Source organism: Rhizobium sp. N731 (assembly GCF_001664145.1).
GTDB classification, from domain to species: Bacteria; Pseudomonadota; Alphaproteobacteria; order Rhizobiales; family Rhizobiaceae; genus Rhizobium; species Rhizobium esperanzae.
Genome location: NZ_CP013601.1, coordinates 886224 through 904247, shown reverse-complemented (window position 1 = coordinate 904247; position 18024 = coordinate 886224). Strand labels below are relative to the sequence as shown.

Annotated in this window: 14 protein-coding genes; 6 read left to right on the top strand and 8 right to left on the bottom strand. The window is 62.5% G+C overall.

What is annotated here, in order from left to right; translation table 11 throughout:
- Positions 1–60: 60 nt before the first annotated feature.
- From AMK02_RS04450 to AMK02_RS04420, 6 genes are all read right to left on the bottom strand, one after another.
- Complete coding sequence (locus tag AMK02_RS04450) at positions 61–1272, bottom strand: cell wall hydrolase (RefSeq protein ID WP_064800842.1); 1212 nt, start codon at positions 1270–1272, stop codon at positions 61–63.
- Between the two features lie 281 nt (positions 1273–1553).
- Positions 1554–3455: a potassium transporter Kup gene (locus AMK02_RS04445; RefSeq protein ID WP_064800841.1), complete on the bottom strand. Its 1902-nt coding sequence runs from the start codon at positions 3453–3455 to the stop codon at positions 1554–1556.
- Positions 3456–3473: 18 nt separating this feature from the next.
- Positions 3474–4448, bottom strand: a complete 975-nt coding sequence (locus AMK02_RS04440) for a magnesium transporter CorA family protein (protein ID WP_064800840.1) — start codon at positions 4446–4448, stop codon at positions 3474–3476.
- A 454-nt stretch (positions 4449–4902) separates the two neighbouring features.
- Complete coding sequence (locus AMK02_RS04430) at positions 4903–6069, bottom strand: Mrp/NBP35 family ATP-binding protein (protein ID WP_064800838.1); 1167 nt, start codon at positions 6067–6069, stop codon at positions 4903–4905.
- Positions 6070–6682: 613 nt separating this feature from the next.
- Positions 6683–7417, bottom strand: coding sequence for a LuxR family transcriptional regulator (locus AMK02_RS04425; protein WP_064800837.1), 735 nt, complete (start codon positions 7415–7417; stop codon positions 6683–6685).
- Positions 7418–7628: 211 nt separating this feature from the next.
- Positions 7629–8423: an IclR family transcriptional regulator gene (locus AMK02_RS04420; protein ID WP_064800836.1), complete on the bottom strand. Its 795-nt coding sequence runs from the start codon at positions 8421–8423 to the stop codon at positions 7629–7631.
- A gap of 103 nt (positions 8424–8526) precedes the next feature.
- Between AMK02_RS04420 and AMK02_RS04415 the strand changes: the two genes are divergently transcribed.
- From AMK02_RS04415 to AMK02_RS04395, 5 genes are all read left to right on the top strand, one after another.
- Complete coding sequence (locus AMK02_RS04415) at positions 8527–9324, top strand: SDR family NAD(P)-dependent oxidoreductase (protein WP_064800835.1); 798 nt, start codon at positions 8527–8529, stop codon at positions 9322–9324.
- Complete coding sequence (locus AMK02_RS04410) at positions 9324–10238, top strand: 2-dehydro-3-deoxygalactonokinase (RefSeq protein ID WP_064800834.1); 915 nt, start codon at positions 9324–9326, stop codon at positions 10236–10238. Before AMK02_RS04415 ends, AMK02_RS04410 begins: the two co-directional genes overlap by 1 nt.
- Positions 10239–10251: 13 nt before the next feature.
- Positions 10252–10884 (top strand): 2-dehydro-3-deoxy-6-phosphogalactonate aldolase, encoded by a 633-nt coding sequence (locus AMK02_RS04405; protein ID WP_064805920.1) that lies wholly within the window; start codon positions 10252–10254, stop codon positions 10882–10884.
- Positions 10885–10888: 4 nt separating this feature from the next.
- On the top strand, positions 10889–11776 hold the full coding sequence (locus AMK02_RS04400) for an SMP-30/gluconolactonase/LRE family protein (protein WP_064800833.1): 888 nt from the start codon (positions 10889–10891) through the stop codon (positions 11774–11776).
- 220 nt (positions 11777–11996) lie between these two features.
- Positions 11997–12602, top strand: a complete 606-nt coding sequence (locus AMK02_RS04395; protein ID WP_064800832.1) for a PRC-barrel domain-containing protein — start codon at positions 11997–11999, stop codon at positions 12600–12602.
- A gap of 117 nt (positions 12603–12719) precedes the next feature.
- On the opposite strand, the gene AMK02_RS04390 is transcribed toward AMK02_RS04395, so the two are convergent.
- Both AMK02_RS04390 and AMK02_RS04385 read right to left on the bottom strand, forming a co-directional pair.
- A complete protein-coding gene (locus tag AMK02_RS04390) occupies positions 12720–14084 on the bottom strand; it encodes a putative bifunctional diguanylate cyclase/phosphodiesterase (RefSeq protein ID WP_064800831.1) in 1365 nt (454 codons plus the stop codon).
- Between the two features lie 146 nt (positions 14085–14230).
- Positions 14231–15958 carry a response regulator gene (locus AMK02_RS04385; protein WP_064800830.1) on the bottom strand — a complete coding sequence of 576 codons (1728 nt, stop codon included), beginning with the start codon at positions 15956–15958 and terminating at the stop codon, positions 14231–14233.
- A 183-nt stretch (positions 15959–16141) separates the two neighbouring features.
- Between AMK02_RS04385 and mutL the strand changes: the two genes are divergently transcribed.
- Complete coding sequence (mutL, locus tag AMK02_RS04380) at positions 16142–17974, top strand: DNA mismatch repair endonuclease MutL (RefSeq protein ID WP_064800829.1); 1833 nt, start codon at positions 16142–16144, stop codon at positions 17972–17974.
- Positions 17975–18024 lie beyond the last annotated feature (50 nt).

The following is an 18024-nucleotide window of genomic DNA, read 5'->3' as shown; positions in this document are numbered from 1 at the left end:
ATTCGACGGAAAGAATCCGCTTTTGCGGGCCGGAAATCACTGCCGCCCTGGCGGATTCTCTTAGCTCCAGCCGCCGCCATAGGTGCGGTAGAAGACGTGGAGACCGATGCGCCCCACCTTTTCCATGGTCTTTGCCCATTTCGGGCGGACATAGACGGCATGGTAGTGTGTTGCCGAACCTACCTGCGGCAGCCAGATCTTGCCTGATGTCACCGCCATGGCCACGTCGCGGGCCATCCGCCAGTGATATTGTGAATTCACCCGGTCCTTGATGCTGTCGCAGGCGAAGGAAAACTGGCAGCGGTTGCGCCAATCCTCGTTCTGATAGACGACGCCGCAAATGCTCTTGGGATAGGCGGGGTTGCGGACACGGTTGAGGATGACCTGGGCGACGGCCGCCTGGCCCTTCACCGATTCCCCGCGCGCCTCGAAATAGATGCCGGAGGCAAGGCATTGCTGCTCGCGGGCGGAGAAGACGCTCGGCGGCAGCACGCTTGCGGCCCAGGCGTGGTCGCCCGGACCGATCTGGGGCACGAAGCGGCCGCTGTCCGGTTCGGTCAGGATCGAATCGAAGGGCGACTGGCGGGCATAATCCGGTGCGGCCGGCGCATAGGCGGTGGCAAGCACGTCGGCCTTGTTGCTGGTGACGAGGCTTGCGAGCATCGCCGGCACGCCGACCTCGGGCATCACCGGCTGCTTCTTATAGAAAGAGGTGGCGATCTCGATTTCCCTGCCCTGGATCTTCGGCTTGACGAAAGCCGACCGGTCCTTGAGATCGAAATTCGGGGTGAACAGCATCTTGGTGCGCTCGAGAATCGAGCCGGCGGAAAAATCCTTCGGCGGCTGCATCTTCTCGACGGCGACAACGCGGCCTTTCTTCGTGCCGCGAATGACGCGGTCCTCGTCCGGCGTGTCCTCGTGACCCTTGTCCTTGGCCGTAAAAGCCACCTTGCGGCCATCGGGCAGCACCATGCCGGCGTCTGAGGCGATCGAGCCGGTCGCTGCCGGATCGGCGAAGGCGAGCTCGGCCTGGTGGATGGAGCCGGCCGGCGAATTGGTCAGCACCATGCGCCAGCTCTCCCCCTCACGATCGAGACCGGCGAGCATCGTGGCGAGATCGGCGTGGGAGGCAACGCTCGGGAAGATCAGCCAGCCGGCAAGCCCGAAGATGGCGGGCGACACCCAGTTCTCGGGAAGAAGACGCAGCTTGCTACGGGAAGGGCTCTTTCGACGCAACACGAACTCCGGGCATGGAACGCGGGAACATGCCATCGAAAATCTCTCATTAACCTTGACGTCCGGTTAACGAGGCGTGCCGGAAAGTAGCAGTGGGAGTTTTTGGATGTTCTAATATGGCTGATAAGTTCATAGGACGAGGTGTGTGTCGCAGCCTTGTGAAAGACCCCTCCCCAACCCCTGCACACAAGGGGGAGGGACTAACCCGGGGGTTCCGCCTCGGGTCCTCCGACACGTTGAAAATATGTTAAGTCGTCGCGGCAAGTTAAGCCCCTCCCCCTTGTGGGCAGGGGTTGGGGCGGGTCTTTGCCCACGCATCAAATAATAACGTGCGAGCCCAGCTCCACGACGCGGTTGGCCGGCAGGCGGAAGTAGTCCGAGGGGTTGGCGGCGGCGTTGGCCAGCGCGATGTACAGCCGGTCCTGCCAGTAGGGCATGCCCGACTTGGCATCCGGCACCAGCTTGCGGCGGCCGAGATAGAAGGAGGTCGACATGATGTCGAACTTCAGACCGGTCTTGCGCAACGTTGCCAGCGCCTGCGAGACGTTCTGCGATTCCATGAAGCCGAAGAGCAGCTCGACGCGCGAGAAGCGTTCGGAAATCGGCTCGACCTTGTAGCGGTCGTGGCTCGGTACACGCGGCTTGTTGACCGTGCGGATCGTCAGGATGACGTTGCGATCGTGAAGCACGTGGTTGTGCTTGAGATTGTGCAGCAGGGCGGCGGGGGCCGATTCCGGATCACTGGTCAGGAAGATCGCCGTGCCCGGAACCTGGGCCGGCGAATGCTCGCTCTTACGCTCGATGGAACTGACGAAGGAGGCGAGCGGAATATCGGTGTGCCGGGTCTTCTCCATCAGGATCGCGGTGCCGCGGCGCCAGGTCCACATGACGACGGTAAAGGCAGTAGCGATCAGGATCGGGATATAGCCGCCATCGTGGATCTTCAGAAGGTTGGCGCCGAGGAAGATCATTTCGAGCACGACGAGCGGCGCGAGCGCGATCACCGCGACCGGCAGCGACCAATTCCAGCGGGCGCGGACGAATTCGAAGGCCATGATAGAGGTGACGACCATGGCGCCCGTGACGGAGATGCCGTAGGCGGTCGCCAATGCGTCCGACGTCTTGAAGCTCAGCACCAGGAAAATGACGCCAAAGAACAGCACGGCGTTGACCGACGGCAAGAAGATCTGTCCAGTATTGGTTTCCGAGGTGAAGAGGATTTCCATGCGCGGCAGGAAGCCGAGGTTGATGCCCTGGCGCACCAGCGAAAAGGCCCCCGTTATGACGGCCTGGCTGGCGATGATTGTTGCGGCGGTGGCGAGGATGACGACCGGCAGCAGCGCCCATTGCGGAAACATCAGATAGAAGGGGTCGGACATCGTCTCCGGTCTGCCGAGCACGAGCGCGCCCTGCCCGAGATAGTTCAGCGTCAACGCCGGAAACACCAGCGCGAACCAGGCCCATTGGATCGGGCGACGGCCGAAATGGCCGAGATCGGCATAAAGCGCCTCGGCGCCCGTCACCGTCAGGAAGACGGCACCAAGCACGACGACACCGTAAAAACCCTCATGCAGCAGGAAGCTGACCGCATAATAGGGGTTGAAGGCGGCCAGAATGCCGAAATCGTCGGAGATGTGGGAAATGCCGGCGGCGGCGATGACGAGGAACCAGACGGCGGTGATCGGGCCGAAGAATTTGGCGACGGCCCCGGTGCCGCGCGACTGCACGACGAAGAGCAGCACCAGTATCGCCACCGAGATCGGCACGATGTATTCCGCCAGGCTGGGCGTGACGAGCTTCAGACCCTCGACGGCCGACAGCACCGAAAGCGCCGGCGTGATCATCGCATCGCCGAGGAACAGGGCAGCGCCCATCAGTCCGAGCAGCATCAGCAGTGCGGTATGGCCGTTGGCGGTCTTCATCAGAAGGGCGAGCAGCGACAGCGTGCCGCCCTCCCCGTCGTTGTCGGCGCGCAGCAGGAAGAGAACGTATTTGATGGTGACGATGATGGTCAGCGCCCAGATCATCAGCGAAATCAGACTGATGACCTCGAAACGGGTGACGCCGTCATGGGCGACGGGCTTCAGCGCCTCGCGAAAAGCGTAGAGCGGGCTCGTACCGATATCGCCATAGACGACACCGACGGAACCGAGCGCGAGATAGAACAGCTTGCGCGGCGTCATATGGCGTTCGTGCGGAGGATGGCTCTCTTCGGACATGAAATTTCAACAAGCTCCTCAGAGCCAGCCTTTCCAGCGAAAAAAGAAAAAAGGAATGACGGCCGATATTACCATCAAGGCCAGCGAATAGGGATAACCCCCCGTCCAGGCCAGTTCCGGCATGACCTGAAAATTCATGCCATAGATGGAGGCGACCAATGTCGGCGGCAGGAACACGACCGAGGCGATCGAGAAAATCTTGATGATCGAGTTCTGTTCGATGTTGATGAGGCCGAGCGAGGCATCGAGCAGGAAGGTGATGTTGGCGGCAACGAAGGAGGCATGCTCCGACAGCGACTGAATATCGCGTGAGACGGTGCGGCAGAGCTCCTTCGCCTCGTGATCCTGCTGGATCGCCGGGATCGTGTAGAAGAACGTCAGAAGCCGGGAAAGCGAGCCGAGACTGTCTCGCAGCTTGCTGATCATGCGGTGATGACCGGCGATATCGCGCAATTTCTGCTCGAGGTAGTTCGAAGGCTTGCGGACCTTTTTCGCCCTGCCGAAGACATGCGTCGACAAGATGTCGATGCGCGAGACGGAGATTTCGAGGATTTCGGCAGTCCTGTCGACGATCGTCTCCAGCAGCTTGGCAAGAAGGGCCGCGCCGCTGCGCCAGTTTTCCGGCAGCCGGTGCAGGGCGGCGATAAACAGCGCAAAGGATTTCGGTTGGGCGTAGCGAATGGTGACCAGGCGGTTTTTGGCCAGGATGAAGGCGACATCGGTCAGCGTCGGCGCGTCGGTATCGGCCTTCCAGACCAGCGAAGCGGTCATGAAGACGGCGTCGTTTTCGATATAAAGGCGAGCCGAAGGTTCGATGTCCTTGAGATCGTCACGGGTCGGAACCTCGATGCCCAGAACCTTCTCGACATAAAGCTCCTCCTCGCGGCTCGGCTCGATCATGTCGATCCAGACGACATCCTCGGGAAAGGATGCCGGCTGCGCGAGATCGCGGATCTCGACCGATTTGCAATTGGAACGGTAAGCGGTGATCACCGGCAGCGTCTCCGATGCTCACGACACTTCGTGGTCATCGCCATCTTCATCGCAAGCCTTTCCATCCGTCCGCCATCGCGGCAATGCGAGGCTGGCACGTCCCAGGTCCAAACGGAAGCAGATCAAGAAAGTTCATACAACTCCGGCTGCATCCGGCCGCAAAAGCCAGCATGCCCATTGTGCTCCACCGCATCGCAGTACCCATCCTTCGACCTTGCAGGCGGGCCGGACCTTCGAAACGAAGACGGCCGTCGTTGAGCATCTGCAGCAATGCCATCATGGCGCCGCGGCATATGAAGCAAAGCCGTGAAATAATCAAGACATCTTCCGTGAAGCGCGGCTTTTCACCACATTTCCTGCACAATTCGGGGTGATCGCAACGGTGATTCGGCGGCTCAGCGCTCTGCTGTCATGCGCGCGCCCTGGCCTGGAAGTCTGCCCATAAACGGAGACGTCATTCAAAAACGATCGCCGGCGCCGGGCGCTGGGGCTGGCCGCCGAGCTGCTGCCACACCTTGGCGGCGATGCCGCGATAGATGCCGGCGACGACGCCGTTCGGATCGGAGGCGACGAGCGGCGTGCCGGCATCTGACGTTTCGCGGATGTTCATCGTCAGCGGCACTTCGCCGAGGAAGGGCACGCCGATGCGCTCGGCCTCCTTGCGGGCGCCGCCATGACCGAAGATGTCGTAGCGGGTGCCGGTGTCGGGCGCTATGAAATAGCTCATGTTTTCGACGATGCCGAGAACCGGCACCTCGACTTTGCGGAACATGTTGAGGCCCTTGCGGGCATCGATCAGGGCAAGGTCCTGCGGCGTGGAAACGATGACGGCGCCGGCAAGCGGCACTTGCTGGGCCATCGTCAATTGCGCATCGCCGGTGCCGGGCGGCATGTCGACGACCAGGACGTCGAGCTCGCCCCATGCCACTTCGCGCAGCATCTGCAACAGCGCCGACTGGACCATCGGCCCGCGCCAGATCATCGCCGTCTCCTCGTCGACGAGGAAACCCATCGACATCACCTTGAGGCCGTAATTCTCCATCGGATTGATGATGCGGCCATCGATCTGCGTCGGGCGGCCGGAGATTTTCAAGAGCCGCGGCATCGAGGGGCCGTAGATATCGGCATCGAGAATGCCGACGCGAAGACCGTTGGCGAGCAGACCGAGCGCCAGGTTGACGGCGGTGGTGGACTTGCCGACCCCGCCCTTGCCGGAGGCGACGGCAATGATGGCGCCGACACCGGGGACGCCGATCTTGCCGGTTCGGGGCGGCTGTTGCTGCGGCGCATGCGCGTGTTGCCCATGATCATGACCGGGATGACCGTGGGGCGGATTCGACGCCGGGCGGGCAGCGGGCGCGGCGGCCGCCTTCTTGTCCGCAGTCAGTGTGACGAGAGCACCCTTGACACCCGGGATCTCCTTGATGACGCGCTCGGCGGCGAGCCGCATCGGCTCCAGTTCCTTGGCGCGCTCGGCCGGAACGGTGATGGAGAAATAGACCTTGCCGTCGGAAATGAAGATATCGGAGACCATGCCGAGCGCGACGATGTCGTGTTCAAGATCCGGTCCGCGCACGGTCTTCAGCGTTTCGAGAACCTGTTCCTTCGTGACGTCAGTCATTCCACCCTCATTGGTTCTTCTCGCAGACTACGGCGCCGCGCGCCTTTCAAGACGCGCGCATGATTTTAGTCTCGGCCGATTCCGACCAAGACATGAAATCATGCGGTAGAGATAGTGGAGCCGCACGCCTTCGCCAAACAAAATCATCGGGAGGAAAATTGGATTTGCCGGCGTCGAAAACGCCGGCGGGGACCCCGCGAAGCCGTTGCGGCCATCAAGTCCGCCGGGCTTTTCGCCCTGATGGCCGCAACGGTCTCTCTCCCCGAGAACCGGCGCAATGCGGGGCGAACTAGCGCAAGCCGAAAAAAAGGCCAGAGAAAAGTGATCGGGAAGAGGAATTCGTCAACAGCTGCGAAAGAAGCGGTGCCAAAAGGCAACAACCGCCACCGACGCCGAGGGCCGGGAGAGAAGCGGCGTCGGCGTCGGGCAGCGGTGTCGGCCGCGCCATTTCCTGGCGCTGGTCATCAAAGTCCCCTCTGGACCTCTGGCAAAGGAGATGCAGAAAGCGTGCCAGATGAAAAAATCGGGAAAAGCGCGCAGAAGTGCCGGCGGCGCGTCCCGTTTCTGCCTAAGCACTGAGCGGCCGCCCGCAGCGCGCCGCCATCTTTGCGACTTATTTGATCAGGCCGATCCGCAGCGCCTTGGCGACAGCCTGGGTGCGGTTGACCGTGTCGAGCTTCTTGGTGGCGCGGTTGAGGTAATGATTGACCGTATGCTCGGACAGCGCCAGGATTTCCGCGATTTCGGCGCTGGTCTTGCCGGCCGCCGTCCAGTTGAGGCAGTCGATTTCGCGGTCGGTCAGCGAGGCCGTCATGCGCGTGTCAAGGTTGCGGATTTCGGCAAGCCTGTCGAAGACATGGATGGCGATATAGCAAAGCTCGCGCATCTCGGCGGCGCTGAACGGTTCACGATCGCCCGAGAAGGAGACGGCGCCGCGCAGGCCGGAGGCCTCATGGGTTGGGAAATAGGCGCCGCGCATCATCCTGAAACGCTCGAACAACCCGGTGACCAGCGCGGACTTGCCGTCGTCCCGCGACCAGGTCTCACGCGACATGTCGTAAAAGAACGGCCGCGTCGATGTTCTCAGCCGCCTCAGAACCGGGCTGTTCACCATCAGCGCTTCCTGGTCGTAGAGCGCCAGAAGCTCGGCCGGCCAACTGGTGATGACGGTACTGCCCTGCAGGTCGAGAGAGGTGATCGGCGGCAGATTGAGAACCATGAAGGCACGGCTGCGATAAGCTTCCGTGACGCGTTTCAAGAAACGGAAAATATCGAACTGCGTCTTCAGGCCGGCGATTTCATTGATGTAATCGTCTTCTTCCGTGGATGTTTGCGACAAGGATACCATCACAGTTTTCATCTTCGGCGCCGCGGCCGGTTCCGGTTGCATCGAGGCGTGAGGAGCGTGAGTTGGATCACATGGAGCCGGCCTCGGCGGACAGGCTTATGCGTGGTTGCAGATTTCGCGGGCCATTCCACTTGGCGTGATTCGCCCGTAAATCTCAATATCGCGCTCATCATAAGCATGCTCAGCAAGCGGGTCCAGCAAGGGATGACCGTCAACGGCGCGGGCCGAGGCGAACGCGCATGCCCTCCATAATCCTTGCAGCCGCCAGCTGCACGGGAACGGCCCACTGACGCAGAAGTTCCATCGACAGCCGATAGGCCGGGCCGGTGACCGAAATGCCGCCGATGAAGGTGCGATCCTCCGACCAGACCGGCGCGGCGACGCAGCGGATGCCGGCCTCGTGCTCCTCGCGGTCGAAAGCATAGCCCTGTTCGGCAATCTCGCGGATTTCGGCGGTAAGCGTCTCGGCCGAAGCATGGGTCGAGGCGGTAAAGCTGGTGAAGCTCAGACCGGCGAGGAGGTCGACAAGAGTTTCTCGCGAAAGCAGCGAAAGAGCAGCCTTGCCGACCCCAGTGCAGTAGCAGGGCGACGCGTTACCGATCTGCGAATACATGCGCACCGGCTGACGGCCTTCAACCTTGTCGAGATAAATGATCGACTGTCCCCGGAGAACGCCGAGATGCACCGTCTCGCCGGTCGCCTGCTGGAGTTCGCTCAGGTGCGGTTCGGCAATCAGGCGGAATTCGTTGCGCGCCCAGCTGCGCGCGGCAAAATCGAGCAGGCGCAGGCCCGGCGCATAACGGCCGTCGCCATCAAGCTCGAGCAACCCCTCCTCCACCAGGTGGCTGAGCTGGCGATGCAGCGTGCCGCGCGGCTGGCCGGCCCGCGCCAGAATATCGGTGAAGCGCAATGGCGTATCCGCATGGCTGACGAGATCGAGGAGAACCATCAATTTGCCGAGGGTGCCGGTCTCGCGTGCCTGAGCCATGCCGTCGCTTGAAGTCATTGTCTATGTGCCATTGAATCGGTCCGCGCTTGCAGGCGTGCGCCCTTGACAGAAAGCCCAGCATAATCCGATAATTCCACATAGTCAAATTAAGTTCCAAATAATGGAACATTGGGCGTCGGAGGAGACGGTGAGCGCAGTGGCAGCACAATTTCCCGAGTTCAAGGATCGCGCCGTGCTCGTGACCGGCGGCGGATCCGGCATCGGCGCGGCGATCGTCGAAGGTTTCGCACGCCAGGGCGCCAAGGTCTCCTTCATCGACATTGCCGAGACGGCCGGCAGGGAACTCGCCGAAAGACTGTCGCGGGAAACGGCGCATCCGGTGCTCTTCTACCATGCCGATCTGCGCGACATCGAGGCGATCCGGCGCACGGTCGATGCCGTCGTTCAGACATCCGGGCCGATCCGCGTGCTTGTCAACAACGCCGCCTGGGACGACCGCCATGAATTTGATGATGTGACCGAGGCCTATTGGGACAACAATCAGGCGGTCAATCTGCGGCACGTGTTCTTCACCTCGCAGGCGGTGGCGCCGTCGATGCGGTCGGCCGGCGGCGGCGCGATCGTCAATATGTCGTCGATCGCCTTCAAGCTGAACATGGGCGGATTTCCCGCCTATGCGGCAGCGAAGGCGGCGGTCGTCGGACTGACGAAGAGCATGGCGGGCCGGCTCGGGTCGGAGAATATCCGGGTCAACTGCATCCTGCCCGGCATGGTGGTGACCGAACGGCAGATGCAGCTGTGGCTCACCGAGGAAAGCATTGCGCGCTCGGTCGAGCAGCAATGCCTGAAAGTCGCGCTCAAGGCCGATGCGATCGTCGGTCCCTGCCTGTTTCTTGCATCCGACTGCGCGGCGGCGATGACCGCCCAGTCCCTGATCGTCGATGGAGGCGTTTTGTAATGGCTAATCCCGCTTATGTCGCGGTGGACTGGGGCACCAGCAGTTTCCGGCTCTGGCTGATCGGCAGGGACGGCAGCATCCTTGCCGAACGCCGCAGCGGCGAAGGCATGACCAGCGCGGCAAAGACTAGCTTTTCCGCCGTGCTGTCGGGCCATCTTACAGCTGTCGAAGCGCCGGAAGGCCTGCCTGTCATCGTCTGCGGCATGGCCGGCGCAAGGCAGGGCTGGGTCGAGGCCGGTTATATCGACGTGCCCGCGCCGCTCGCCTCGATCCTCACTGCGGCGGTCCGCGTGCCGGGTGAAAGCCGTGACATCCGCATCCTGCCGGGCCTTGCCCAGCGGGATGCGGCGAGGCCCGATGTCATGCGCGGCGAGGAAACCCAGCTTCTCGGCGCGCTCGGCCGCGCGAATTCCGCGGCGCAGGCAGTCTGCATGCCCGGCACGCATTCGAAATGGGTGCATGTCGTGGACGGCAAGGTCACCGGCTTTTCGACCTTCATGACCGGCGAACTTTTCGACGCGATCAGTAAAAGCACGATCCTGTCGCATGCCGTGTCGGGTGCCGAACAACAGCCGGCGGATACGGCTGCTTTCGAGGCGGCGGTATCGGCGGCCTTTGCGCATCCGGCCCTTGCCTCCAATCTGCTGTTTACCGCCCGTTCGGGCCAGCTGCTGCACGGGATCTCCGCCGCATCAGCGCAGGCCCGGCTTTCCGGCACACTGATCGGCCTCGAAATTGCCGGCGCGCTGCAGGATGCCGCCAACTCAGGCATCACCCTCGTCGCCTCCGGACGCCTGCAGGCGCTCTACGAGCAGGCTTTCAACACCCTCTCCCTTGCCTTCGCCGCCATCGACGCCGACGCGGCCGTGCGCCGCGGCCTATCGGCAGCCGCCGAAGCCATCTGGCCGAATTGAGAAAGCTGACATGATGAACCGTATCCCCTTCCCCGACATGAAGCGCCCGCTGATCGCCATCCTGCGCGGCATCCGGCCCGACGAGACCGAGAGCGTCGTCGGCGCCTTGATCGAAAACGGCCTGACGGCGATCGAGATCCCACTCAATTCGCCGGAGCCGTTCAAATCCATCGAGATTGCCGCGAAGATGGCGCCGGCCGAGGTGCTGATCGGCGCCGGCACGGTGCTGACGGTGGAGGCTGTCGACAGTCTGAATGCGGCCGGCGGCAAGCTGCTGGTGACCCCGAATGTCGAACCGGAGGTGATCATCCGGGCGCGCGAACATGGTATGGTGACGATGCCCGGCGTCTTTACGCCGACCGAGGCGCTCGCCGCAGCGCGGGCCGGCGCCACCGGTCTCAAATTCTTCCCGGCGAGCGTTCTTGGCCCCTCCGGCATCACGGCGATCCGGGCGATCCTGCCGCCGGAACTGACGATTGCCGCCGTCGGCGGCGTGTCGGAGAAGAACTTCGCCGATTACACCAAGGCCGGCATCTCAGCCTTCGGCCTCGGCACCAGCCTCTACAAGCCCGGAATGACCGCGGCAGAGGTTGCCGAGCGCGCCAAGGCGACCATTTACGCCTATGATGCAGCCATGGGAGCGTGAACGTATGACCGACATTTACGAGTTCGAAGGCAAGACCCTTTGCAACACCAATTCCGTTCTCGGCGAAGGTCCGACTTATGATCCGGACAGCGATACCGTCTGGTGGTTCAACATCCTCGGCAAGGAGCTGCACGAGCTCAACCTTTCGACGCGCGCCAAAAAGGTCCATTCGCTGCCGGTCATGGCAAGCGTGCTGGCCCGCATCGACGCCGGACGGCAGCTGATCGCGACCGAAGAAGGGCTTTTCGTGCGCGACTTGGCCAGCGGCAACCTCACCTTCTATGCGGCGCTCGAAAACGACAGACCGGAGAACCGCTCGAATGACGGCCGCACCCATCCGTCGGGCTCACTCTGGATCGGCACGATGAGCAAGCGGGCGGAGAACCAGGCCGGCGCCATCTATCATGTTGCCGGCGGCAAGGTGACAAAGATCTTCAGCGGCATCAGCATCCCGAATTCAATCTGCTTTTCCCCGGACGGCACGGTCGGATACTACACGGATTCCCGCATCAACCGGCTGATGCGCGTCATGGTCGATCCGCAGACCGGCCTGCCCTCGGGCGAGCCGATCGTGCTCGTCGACAGCATGAACGAGCCCGGCGGCATCGACGGTTCGGTGGTCGATGCCGACGGCTATATCTGGAATGCCCGCTGGGGCGCCGGTGTCGTCGATCGCTACAATCCCGATGGTTTGCGTATCTCGCGCTACAAGGTTCCCGCCGTCCAGCCCTCCTGCCCGGCCTTCATCGGCGCCAATGCCGACCGGCTGGCGGTGACGACGGCCTGGGAAGGGCTTGACGAGGATGCCCGTTCGGCTCAGCCGAGTGCCGGCGCGCTTCTGGAACTCGGCATCGAGGTCAAGGGCGTGTTCGATCCCGTCTATGTGCTCTGACTGCCGTATCGGCCAGCCACCATTCAAGGCGCTCCCGGCTGGGGCGCCTTTTTTCGTTTCGGGCCGTTCGCCAATAAAAGTTCCGTGATAATCGAGAAATTTTCCGTGTTTTCAACCGGAACCAATCGGCGCACCGCTCATTTTCCCTTCGAACCGGCGCGGCAAGGATGATGCATTGCCGGGTCAGCGATCACTCTAGGGAAATGAAAGTAGGTTCGAAATGACAAGCAAACTTTTGACGACCGTTGCCGCTGGCGCGCTGTTTGCCACGGCTTTCGCACCGGCGGCATTCTCGCAGACGGCGCCGCAGCCTGCCGATCCCGCCGCGACCAATCAGGCAGCGCCGGCCGATCCGGCTGCCCCCAAGCCGGTCACCCCTGATGTCACCAAGCCCGCAGGCGACGCTGCACAGGCTCCGGCTGCAAAACCGAGCACGGATGTCGCTCAAGGTACCTATCTGACGGAGCAGGCTCCGGACCAGGTCAGCGCCAACACCTATATCGGTCAGTCGGTCTACAACGCCAACAATGAAAGCATCGGTAGCATCAACGACCTGATCATGAAAAAGGATGGCGGCATCGTTGCTGCGATCGTCGGCGTCGGCGGCTTCCTCGGCATTGGCGAAAAGGATGTCGCCGTTCCGATGGAGAAAATCGCCATCGCCCAGAATACCCAGGATGGCAGTCTCAAGCTGACAACCAGCGAGACCGCTGAATCGCTGAAGGCTGCGCCCGAGTTCAAGACGCTGGCAATGCAGTCTGCAGAGAAGGCCCCGGCCGCAACCGGCACCGATACGACGGCAACCGGCTCGACCACGCCTAAGTAAACCGCGCGCGCGGTAGTATAGCGTAGGTGATGGCGCTCCTAGGGGCGCCATCGCTGTTTGGTTATCGCTTGACGCAATCCCGGACGCAAAACCGCTGCGCACTTTTGGTGGGATAGCTTATGCGCTGACGCGCTCGGCGGGCGCCATATCGTAATAGTTCTCGTGCAGGAAGCGCAGCGTGGCGATGCCATCGGCCGGGCGGCCGAAATGGTAGCCTTGGCCCATGCCGCAGCCGAGTGTGCGCAGCTTTACCGCCTCGGCATAATCCTCGATACCTTCGGCCACGACTTCCAGCTCCAAGCCTTCGCACATGGAAAGGATCGCCTTGATGATGTGTTCGGAGGCGCGGTCGGAATTGATGCGCGAGACGAAGGCGCGGTCGATCTTGATCTTGTCGAAGATGAAGTCGCGCAGACGCCCGAGGCTCGACTGGCCCGTGCCGAAATCGTCGAGGGAGATGCGAACGCCGGCGGCGCGCAGATCGGCGATGATGCGATGGGCGGTATCGGCCGAACCCATCACCGCCGTCTCGGTGATTTCCAGTTCCAGGCGGTGCGGATCGAAACCAACGCGGCCGAGGATCGACAGGATGCTGCCGCTCGTGCCGGGATCCATCAGCTGCGCCGAAGAGAGGTTGAAGGACAGGAAGAGTTCGCGCGGCCAGGACAAGGCTGCTTCGGCGGCCTTGCGAAGCAGGGCCTCCGACAGGGCGTCGATGAAACCGCGCTCTTCGGCGAGCGGCACGAAGACGCCGGGGGACACGAAACCGAGATCGGGATCGTTCCAGCGGGCGAGCGCCTCGAAGCCGACGACCTGATTGTTGCCGAGCGAGACGATCGGCTGGAAATGTACATCGATGGCGTCGGAGATGATCGCATTTCTGAGCGCCTGCTCCAGCTGTGTCGCGCGCTTCATCTCCTGGGCGATTTCTCGCGAATAAACGGTGATCTGGCCGCGGCCGCGACGCTTGGAACGATAGAGGGCGGTTTCGGCGCTCTTCAACAGTTCCTCGCAATCCTCTCCGGCGAACGGGTAGATGGCGAAGCCGAAGGAGGCGGAGAGACGAACATTGCGGTCGCCGAGGTCATAGGGCGCCGACAGCACCTCGCGGATCATCTGGCCGAATTTTTCGGCGCTCGCCCGCTCGAAGATCAACGGCAGCACGAAGGCGAATTCGTCACCATCGTGACGGGTGACCAGCGCCCCGTCCGGAATGCAGGCCCTGAGCCGATGGGCGACCTGGCAAAGGATCTCATCGCCGGCCGAGGAGCCAAAAAGATCGTTGATCGGCTTGAAGCTGTCGAGATTGGCGATGCCGATGGTGAAGGGAGCGGGATCGCTGGCGCGCTCGGCAGAGATCTGCAGCACCTTGTCGCGCATGCGATTGCGGTTTCCCAACCCGGTCAGCGGATCGGTATAAGCCATCGCCTGAAGCTCATTGTGACTCACGGTCAAGGAAGCTGTTTCCGCCGATTTCATCATCCAAACCCGAGCTTCCCTCCGCAGCCGAGGAGAGAATGACCGGCATTTCTTAACAATTCGCTAGTAAATCAGCTGCCTTGACGGGCTGATCTACCCCAGATTTGGGGAGATTGCGGTATACGGGAGACGGCGATCGGACTTCCGTCTCATCCGCTCGCTCGAACCGGCGCAGCCCCTTCCGTCAGGTATTTCTGAAATATCGTCTCCAGCATGTCGGGACTGACGGGCTTCATGATGACGTCGTCCATGCCCGATTTGGCGCATTCGGCGCGATCGCGCTCGAAGGCCTGGGTCAGCACGCCGATGATCGGCGTGCGGGCTGCGCCGCCGGCTTCCTCCATCTGTCGAATTAGGCGCGCCGCCTCGAAGCCGTTGAAGCCCGGCAGCGAAATGTCCATCAGCACCACGCCGGGCCGGTGTTCGGCCCAGAGGCGCACGACCTCGTCGCCGGTCGCAGCGATCATATGACGATAGCCGAGGCCCTCGAGGATCTGTGAAAACACGATCTGATTGATATCGTTGTCTTCGGCGACGAGAACCTGCAGGCCGGCAGTATCGTCGGAAGTGCTGATTTCCCAATCCGCGTCCGCCCCGCCGCCGTTGTTGCGGCTGTTGCGATTGAAATGGCGGGCGATCTGGAAGGTGAGCTCGTTGGCGATCTGGAAGCCGTCCATGACGAGCGCCGGAATTCCGTATTGCTCGGCAAGCTCGAGGCAGCGCATGCCCATCTGATTGTCGATGATCAGCAGATCGAGCGAAATGCCGGAGGAGGTGGCGATTTCCAGGAACCGCTCCTCTTCATCCTCGCCGCGCACCGAGCAGGATTCGAAACCGTATTTCGTCAGCGTCCGCAGAGCGGCGGTCTCGGCGGCGAGGTCGGCGGTGACGACGAGAATCTTGCGGCCGGAAAAATTCTCCGGAACGATCGCCTCCATCGCCGCCGGCTCGCGGCGCTCCACCGCGCTCGGCACCGGCACATAGGCGCGGCGATAACTCTGGTTGGTGGAGGCGGTGATCGCCGAGGCGCGGTCGAACTCCTCGAGATCGGCGCCGTCGCGCGGCAGGTCCTGCATGGTCGACACCAGGAAATAGCGGCCGGGCTTGCCGATGCGATGCTTGCGGCTGACGATGTCGCGCTCGATGCCGTCGCGGGAGATCTGCCGCTGGCGGGAGATCGACATCTCGCCGGTTTCCAGCACGTGACGATCGCTTTCTTCGAAGCGCTTGGCGATCTCGGGTGAGAAGAGATCGCCGCTCTTGCGCCCGAGCACCTCGTCGGCGCTCCGCTGGTATTTCTCACAAAAGGCGAGGTTCACCGCGACATAGGTGAGGTTGCGATCCTTGACGAAAAGCGGGAACGGCAGGTTATCGAGAATGTCTTCGGTGAGCTGCACCCGCTCCATGTCCGAGCGCCACTGCTCCTCGCGCTTCTTGTCCTCGGAAATGTCGGAGACGACGGTGACGCCGTAACCGCCCGGCAACCTGCGCTTGACGAAGCGGACCCAGCTGTCGGCGCCATGTCGCTCGACGGATTCGAAGCGTTCGCGCCAATGCGAGGCGATTTTCTGCGACAGCCAGTCCTCGCGGCTGAGCGAGCCGCTCTGCCTGATATATTGCTGGCGAACGCCGGTATCGTAGATCGCGCCCAGGAAATCGCGCAGCCGGATGCCTGGCTTCAGCATCTCGGACGGCAAGGGGAAGAATTCGAGAATCTGGCGGCTTGCGAAGATCAGATGATCGTTCTTGTCGTAGATGATGAACGCTGCCGAAAGGCTGTCGCACACCGCATCGAAGAGCGCCGTCTGCAGATCGGCCCCGGCGAGAGTCCCGTCGGTCTCTGATGATGTGTCCGCCTTTTCGAAGCCGGCACTCATTCCATTTCGTCCCACATCTGTTTGATTTCGCGGCTTCCGGAGGGTATTGATTAGAAATGCCATTTTTCTGTTAAAACCGGCTTAACACTGCCAATCCCCGAATTCGGGGCAACCGCGGATCACAGTTTTGCCAAGCGATCGGAAAGCCCTTCCCTCCAGGCCGCGAATCCCCGAAAATAGCCCATGGCCATCAGACAGCTTTCCGAAACGCTCATCAACCAGATCGCTGCCGGCGAAGTCATTGAACGGCCGGCGAGCGCTGCCAAGGAATTGATCGAAAACGCGCTCGATGCGGGGGCGACGCGCATCGAGATCGCCACGGCAGGCGGCGGCAAGGCGCTGCTGCGGGTCAGCGACAACGGCTCCGGCATGGACGCCGGCGATCTGGAGCTGGCAATCAGGCGCCACTGCACCTCGAAGATCTCCGAGACGCTCGAGGATATCAGAACGCTCGGCTTCCGCGGCGAGGCGCTGCCTTCGATCGGGTCCGTGGCTAGGCTCAGCATCGCAAGCCGCAAGCGCGACAGCGCCGGCGGCCACGAGATCGCCGTTGCCGGCGGCAAGGTCCTGCATCTGAGGCCGGCCGCCGCCAATCCCGGCACGATCGTCGAAGTCCGCGACCTGTTCTTCGCCACGCCGGCGCGGCTCAAATTCCTGAAGACGGAGAAGGCCGAAGCCGGCGCCATTACCGAGATCGTCAAACGCATGGCGATCGCCTTTCCCGCCGTGCGCTTCGTGCTGTCCGGCTCTGACCGCGCAACGCTGGAATTTCCGGCGACGGGCGACGATCATCTGGCGCGCATGGCGCAGGTTCTCGGCAAGGACTTCAGCGACAACGCCATTGCGCTCGACGCCGTACGCGAGGACATCGCGCTGACCGGCTTTGCCGGCGTGCCGACCTTCAATCGCGGCAACTCCGCCCATCAATATGCCTTCGTCAACGGCCGCCCAGTGCAGGACAAGCTGATCCTCTCGGCGATCCGCGGCGCCTATGCCGAGACGATCCCGTCCGGGCGCTATCCGGTGGCAGTGCTGTCGATCACTCTCGATCCGGCCCTCGTCGACGTCAACGTGCATCCGGCCAAGTCCGACGTGCGCTTCCGCGATCCCGGGCTAGTGCGCGGCCTGATCATCGGCGCCATCCGCGAGGCGCTCGCGCGCGACGGCAGCCGGGCGGCAACGACCGGCGCGAGCGATATGCTGCGCGCTTTCCGCCCCGGTTTCCCGCCCTATGGGCAGCGGCCACAGGCGCCATGGTCGGCAGAGACCTCCCCTTCCCGCCCCTACCAGCCGGCACCGGCTTTTTCCGAACGGCCGCAGGCATCCTTCGACGGTCTGTCGATGCCGACCGCACGGGCCGAGCCGCAATTTTCTCCCGACCCCGTGTCTCCCGGCCTGGCCTCTCCTCGCCCGGCCGCGCCGGAACCCGTCGGGCGTTATCCGCTCGGCGCGGCACGGGCGCAGATCCACGCCAATTATATCGTCGCCCAGACCGAGGACGGGCTCGTCATCGTCGACCAGCATGCGGCGCATGAGCGGCTGGTTTTCGAGGCGATGCGCAAGGCGCTGCATTCGAAGCGGCTGGCCTCGCAGGTGCTGCTCATCCCAGAGATCGTCGACATCCCGGAAGAAGATTGCGACCGGCTGATGCTGCACGCGGCAGAGTTTGCCGAACTCGGTCTGGCGATCGAGCGCTTCGGTCCCGGGGCGATCGCGGTGCGCGAAACACCGGCCATGCTCGGCGAGGTCGACGCCCATGGCCTGATCCGCCAGCTTGCCGACGAGATCGCCGAATGGGATACGGCGTCGGGCCTATCGGCCAAGCTCGAATATGTGGCGGCGACCATGGCCTGCCATGGATCGGTTCGCTCCGGCCGGCGGTTGCGGCCGGAGGAAATGAACGCGCTGCTGAGGGAAATGGAAGTAACACCCGGCTCCGGCCAGTGCAATCACGGCCGGCCGACCTATATCGAATTGAAGCTCAGCGATATCGAGCGGCTTTTCGGCAGAAGCTGAAAAAGCTGGCAAAGCCCTTCATGCGGGAGTATGGCAGACGGATGACAAGT

Bases quoted from the DNA above. Each gene is read 5' to 3' on its own strand.
- AMK02_RS04450 (WP_064800842.1), bottom strand. From the start codon at position 1,272: ATGGCATGTTCCCGCGTTCCATGCCCGGAGTTCGTGTTGCGTCGAAAG.
- AMK02_RS04445 (WP_064800841.1), bottom strand. From the start codon at position 3,455: ATGTCCGAAGAGAGCCATCCTCCGCACGAACGCCATATGACGCCGCGC.
- AMK02_RS04430 (WP_064800838.1), bottom strand. From the start codon at position 6,069: ATGACTGACGTCACGAAGGAACAGGTTCTCGAAACGCTGAAGACCGTG.
- AMK02_RS04425 (WP_064800837.1), bottom strand. From the start codon at position 7,417: ATGGTATCCTTGTCGCAAACATCCACGGAAGAAGACGATTACATCAAT.
- AMK02_RS04420 (WP_064800836.1), bottom strand. From the start codon at position 8,423: ATGACTTCAAGCGACGGCATGGCTCAGGCACGCGAGACCGGCACCCTC.
- AMK02_RS04415 (WP_064800835.1), top strand. From the start codon at position 8,527: ATGGAACATTGGGCGTCGGAGGAGACGGTGAGCGCAGTGGCAGCACAA.
- AMK02_RS04410 (WP_064800834.1), top strand. From the start codon at position 9,324: ATGGCTAATCCCGCTTATGTCGCGGTGGACTGGGGCACCAGCAGTTTC.
- AMK02_RS04405 (WP_064805920.1), top strand. From the start codon at position 10,252: ATGAACCGTATCCCCTTCCCCGACATGAAGCGCCCGCTGATCGCCATC.
- AMK02_RS04400 (WP_064800833.1), top strand. From the start codon at position 10,889: ATGACCGACATTTACGAGTTCGAAGGCAAGACCCTTTGCAACACCAAT.
- AMK02_RS04395 (WP_064800832.1), top strand. From the start codon at position 11,997: ATGACAAGCAAACTTTTGACGACCGTTGCCGCTGGCGCGCTGTTTGCC.
- AMK02_RS04390 (WP_064800831.1), bottom strand. From the start codon at position 14,084: ATGATGAAATCGGCGGAAACAGCTTCCTTGACCGTGAGTCACAATGAG.
- AMK02_RS04385 (WP_064800830.1), bottom strand. From the start codon at position 15,958: ATGAGTGCCGGCTTCGAAAAGGCGGACACATCATCAGAGACCGACGGG.
- mutL (WP_064800829.1), top strand. From the start codon at position 16,142: ATGGCCATCAGACAGCTTTCCGAAACGCTCATCAACCAGATCGCTGCC.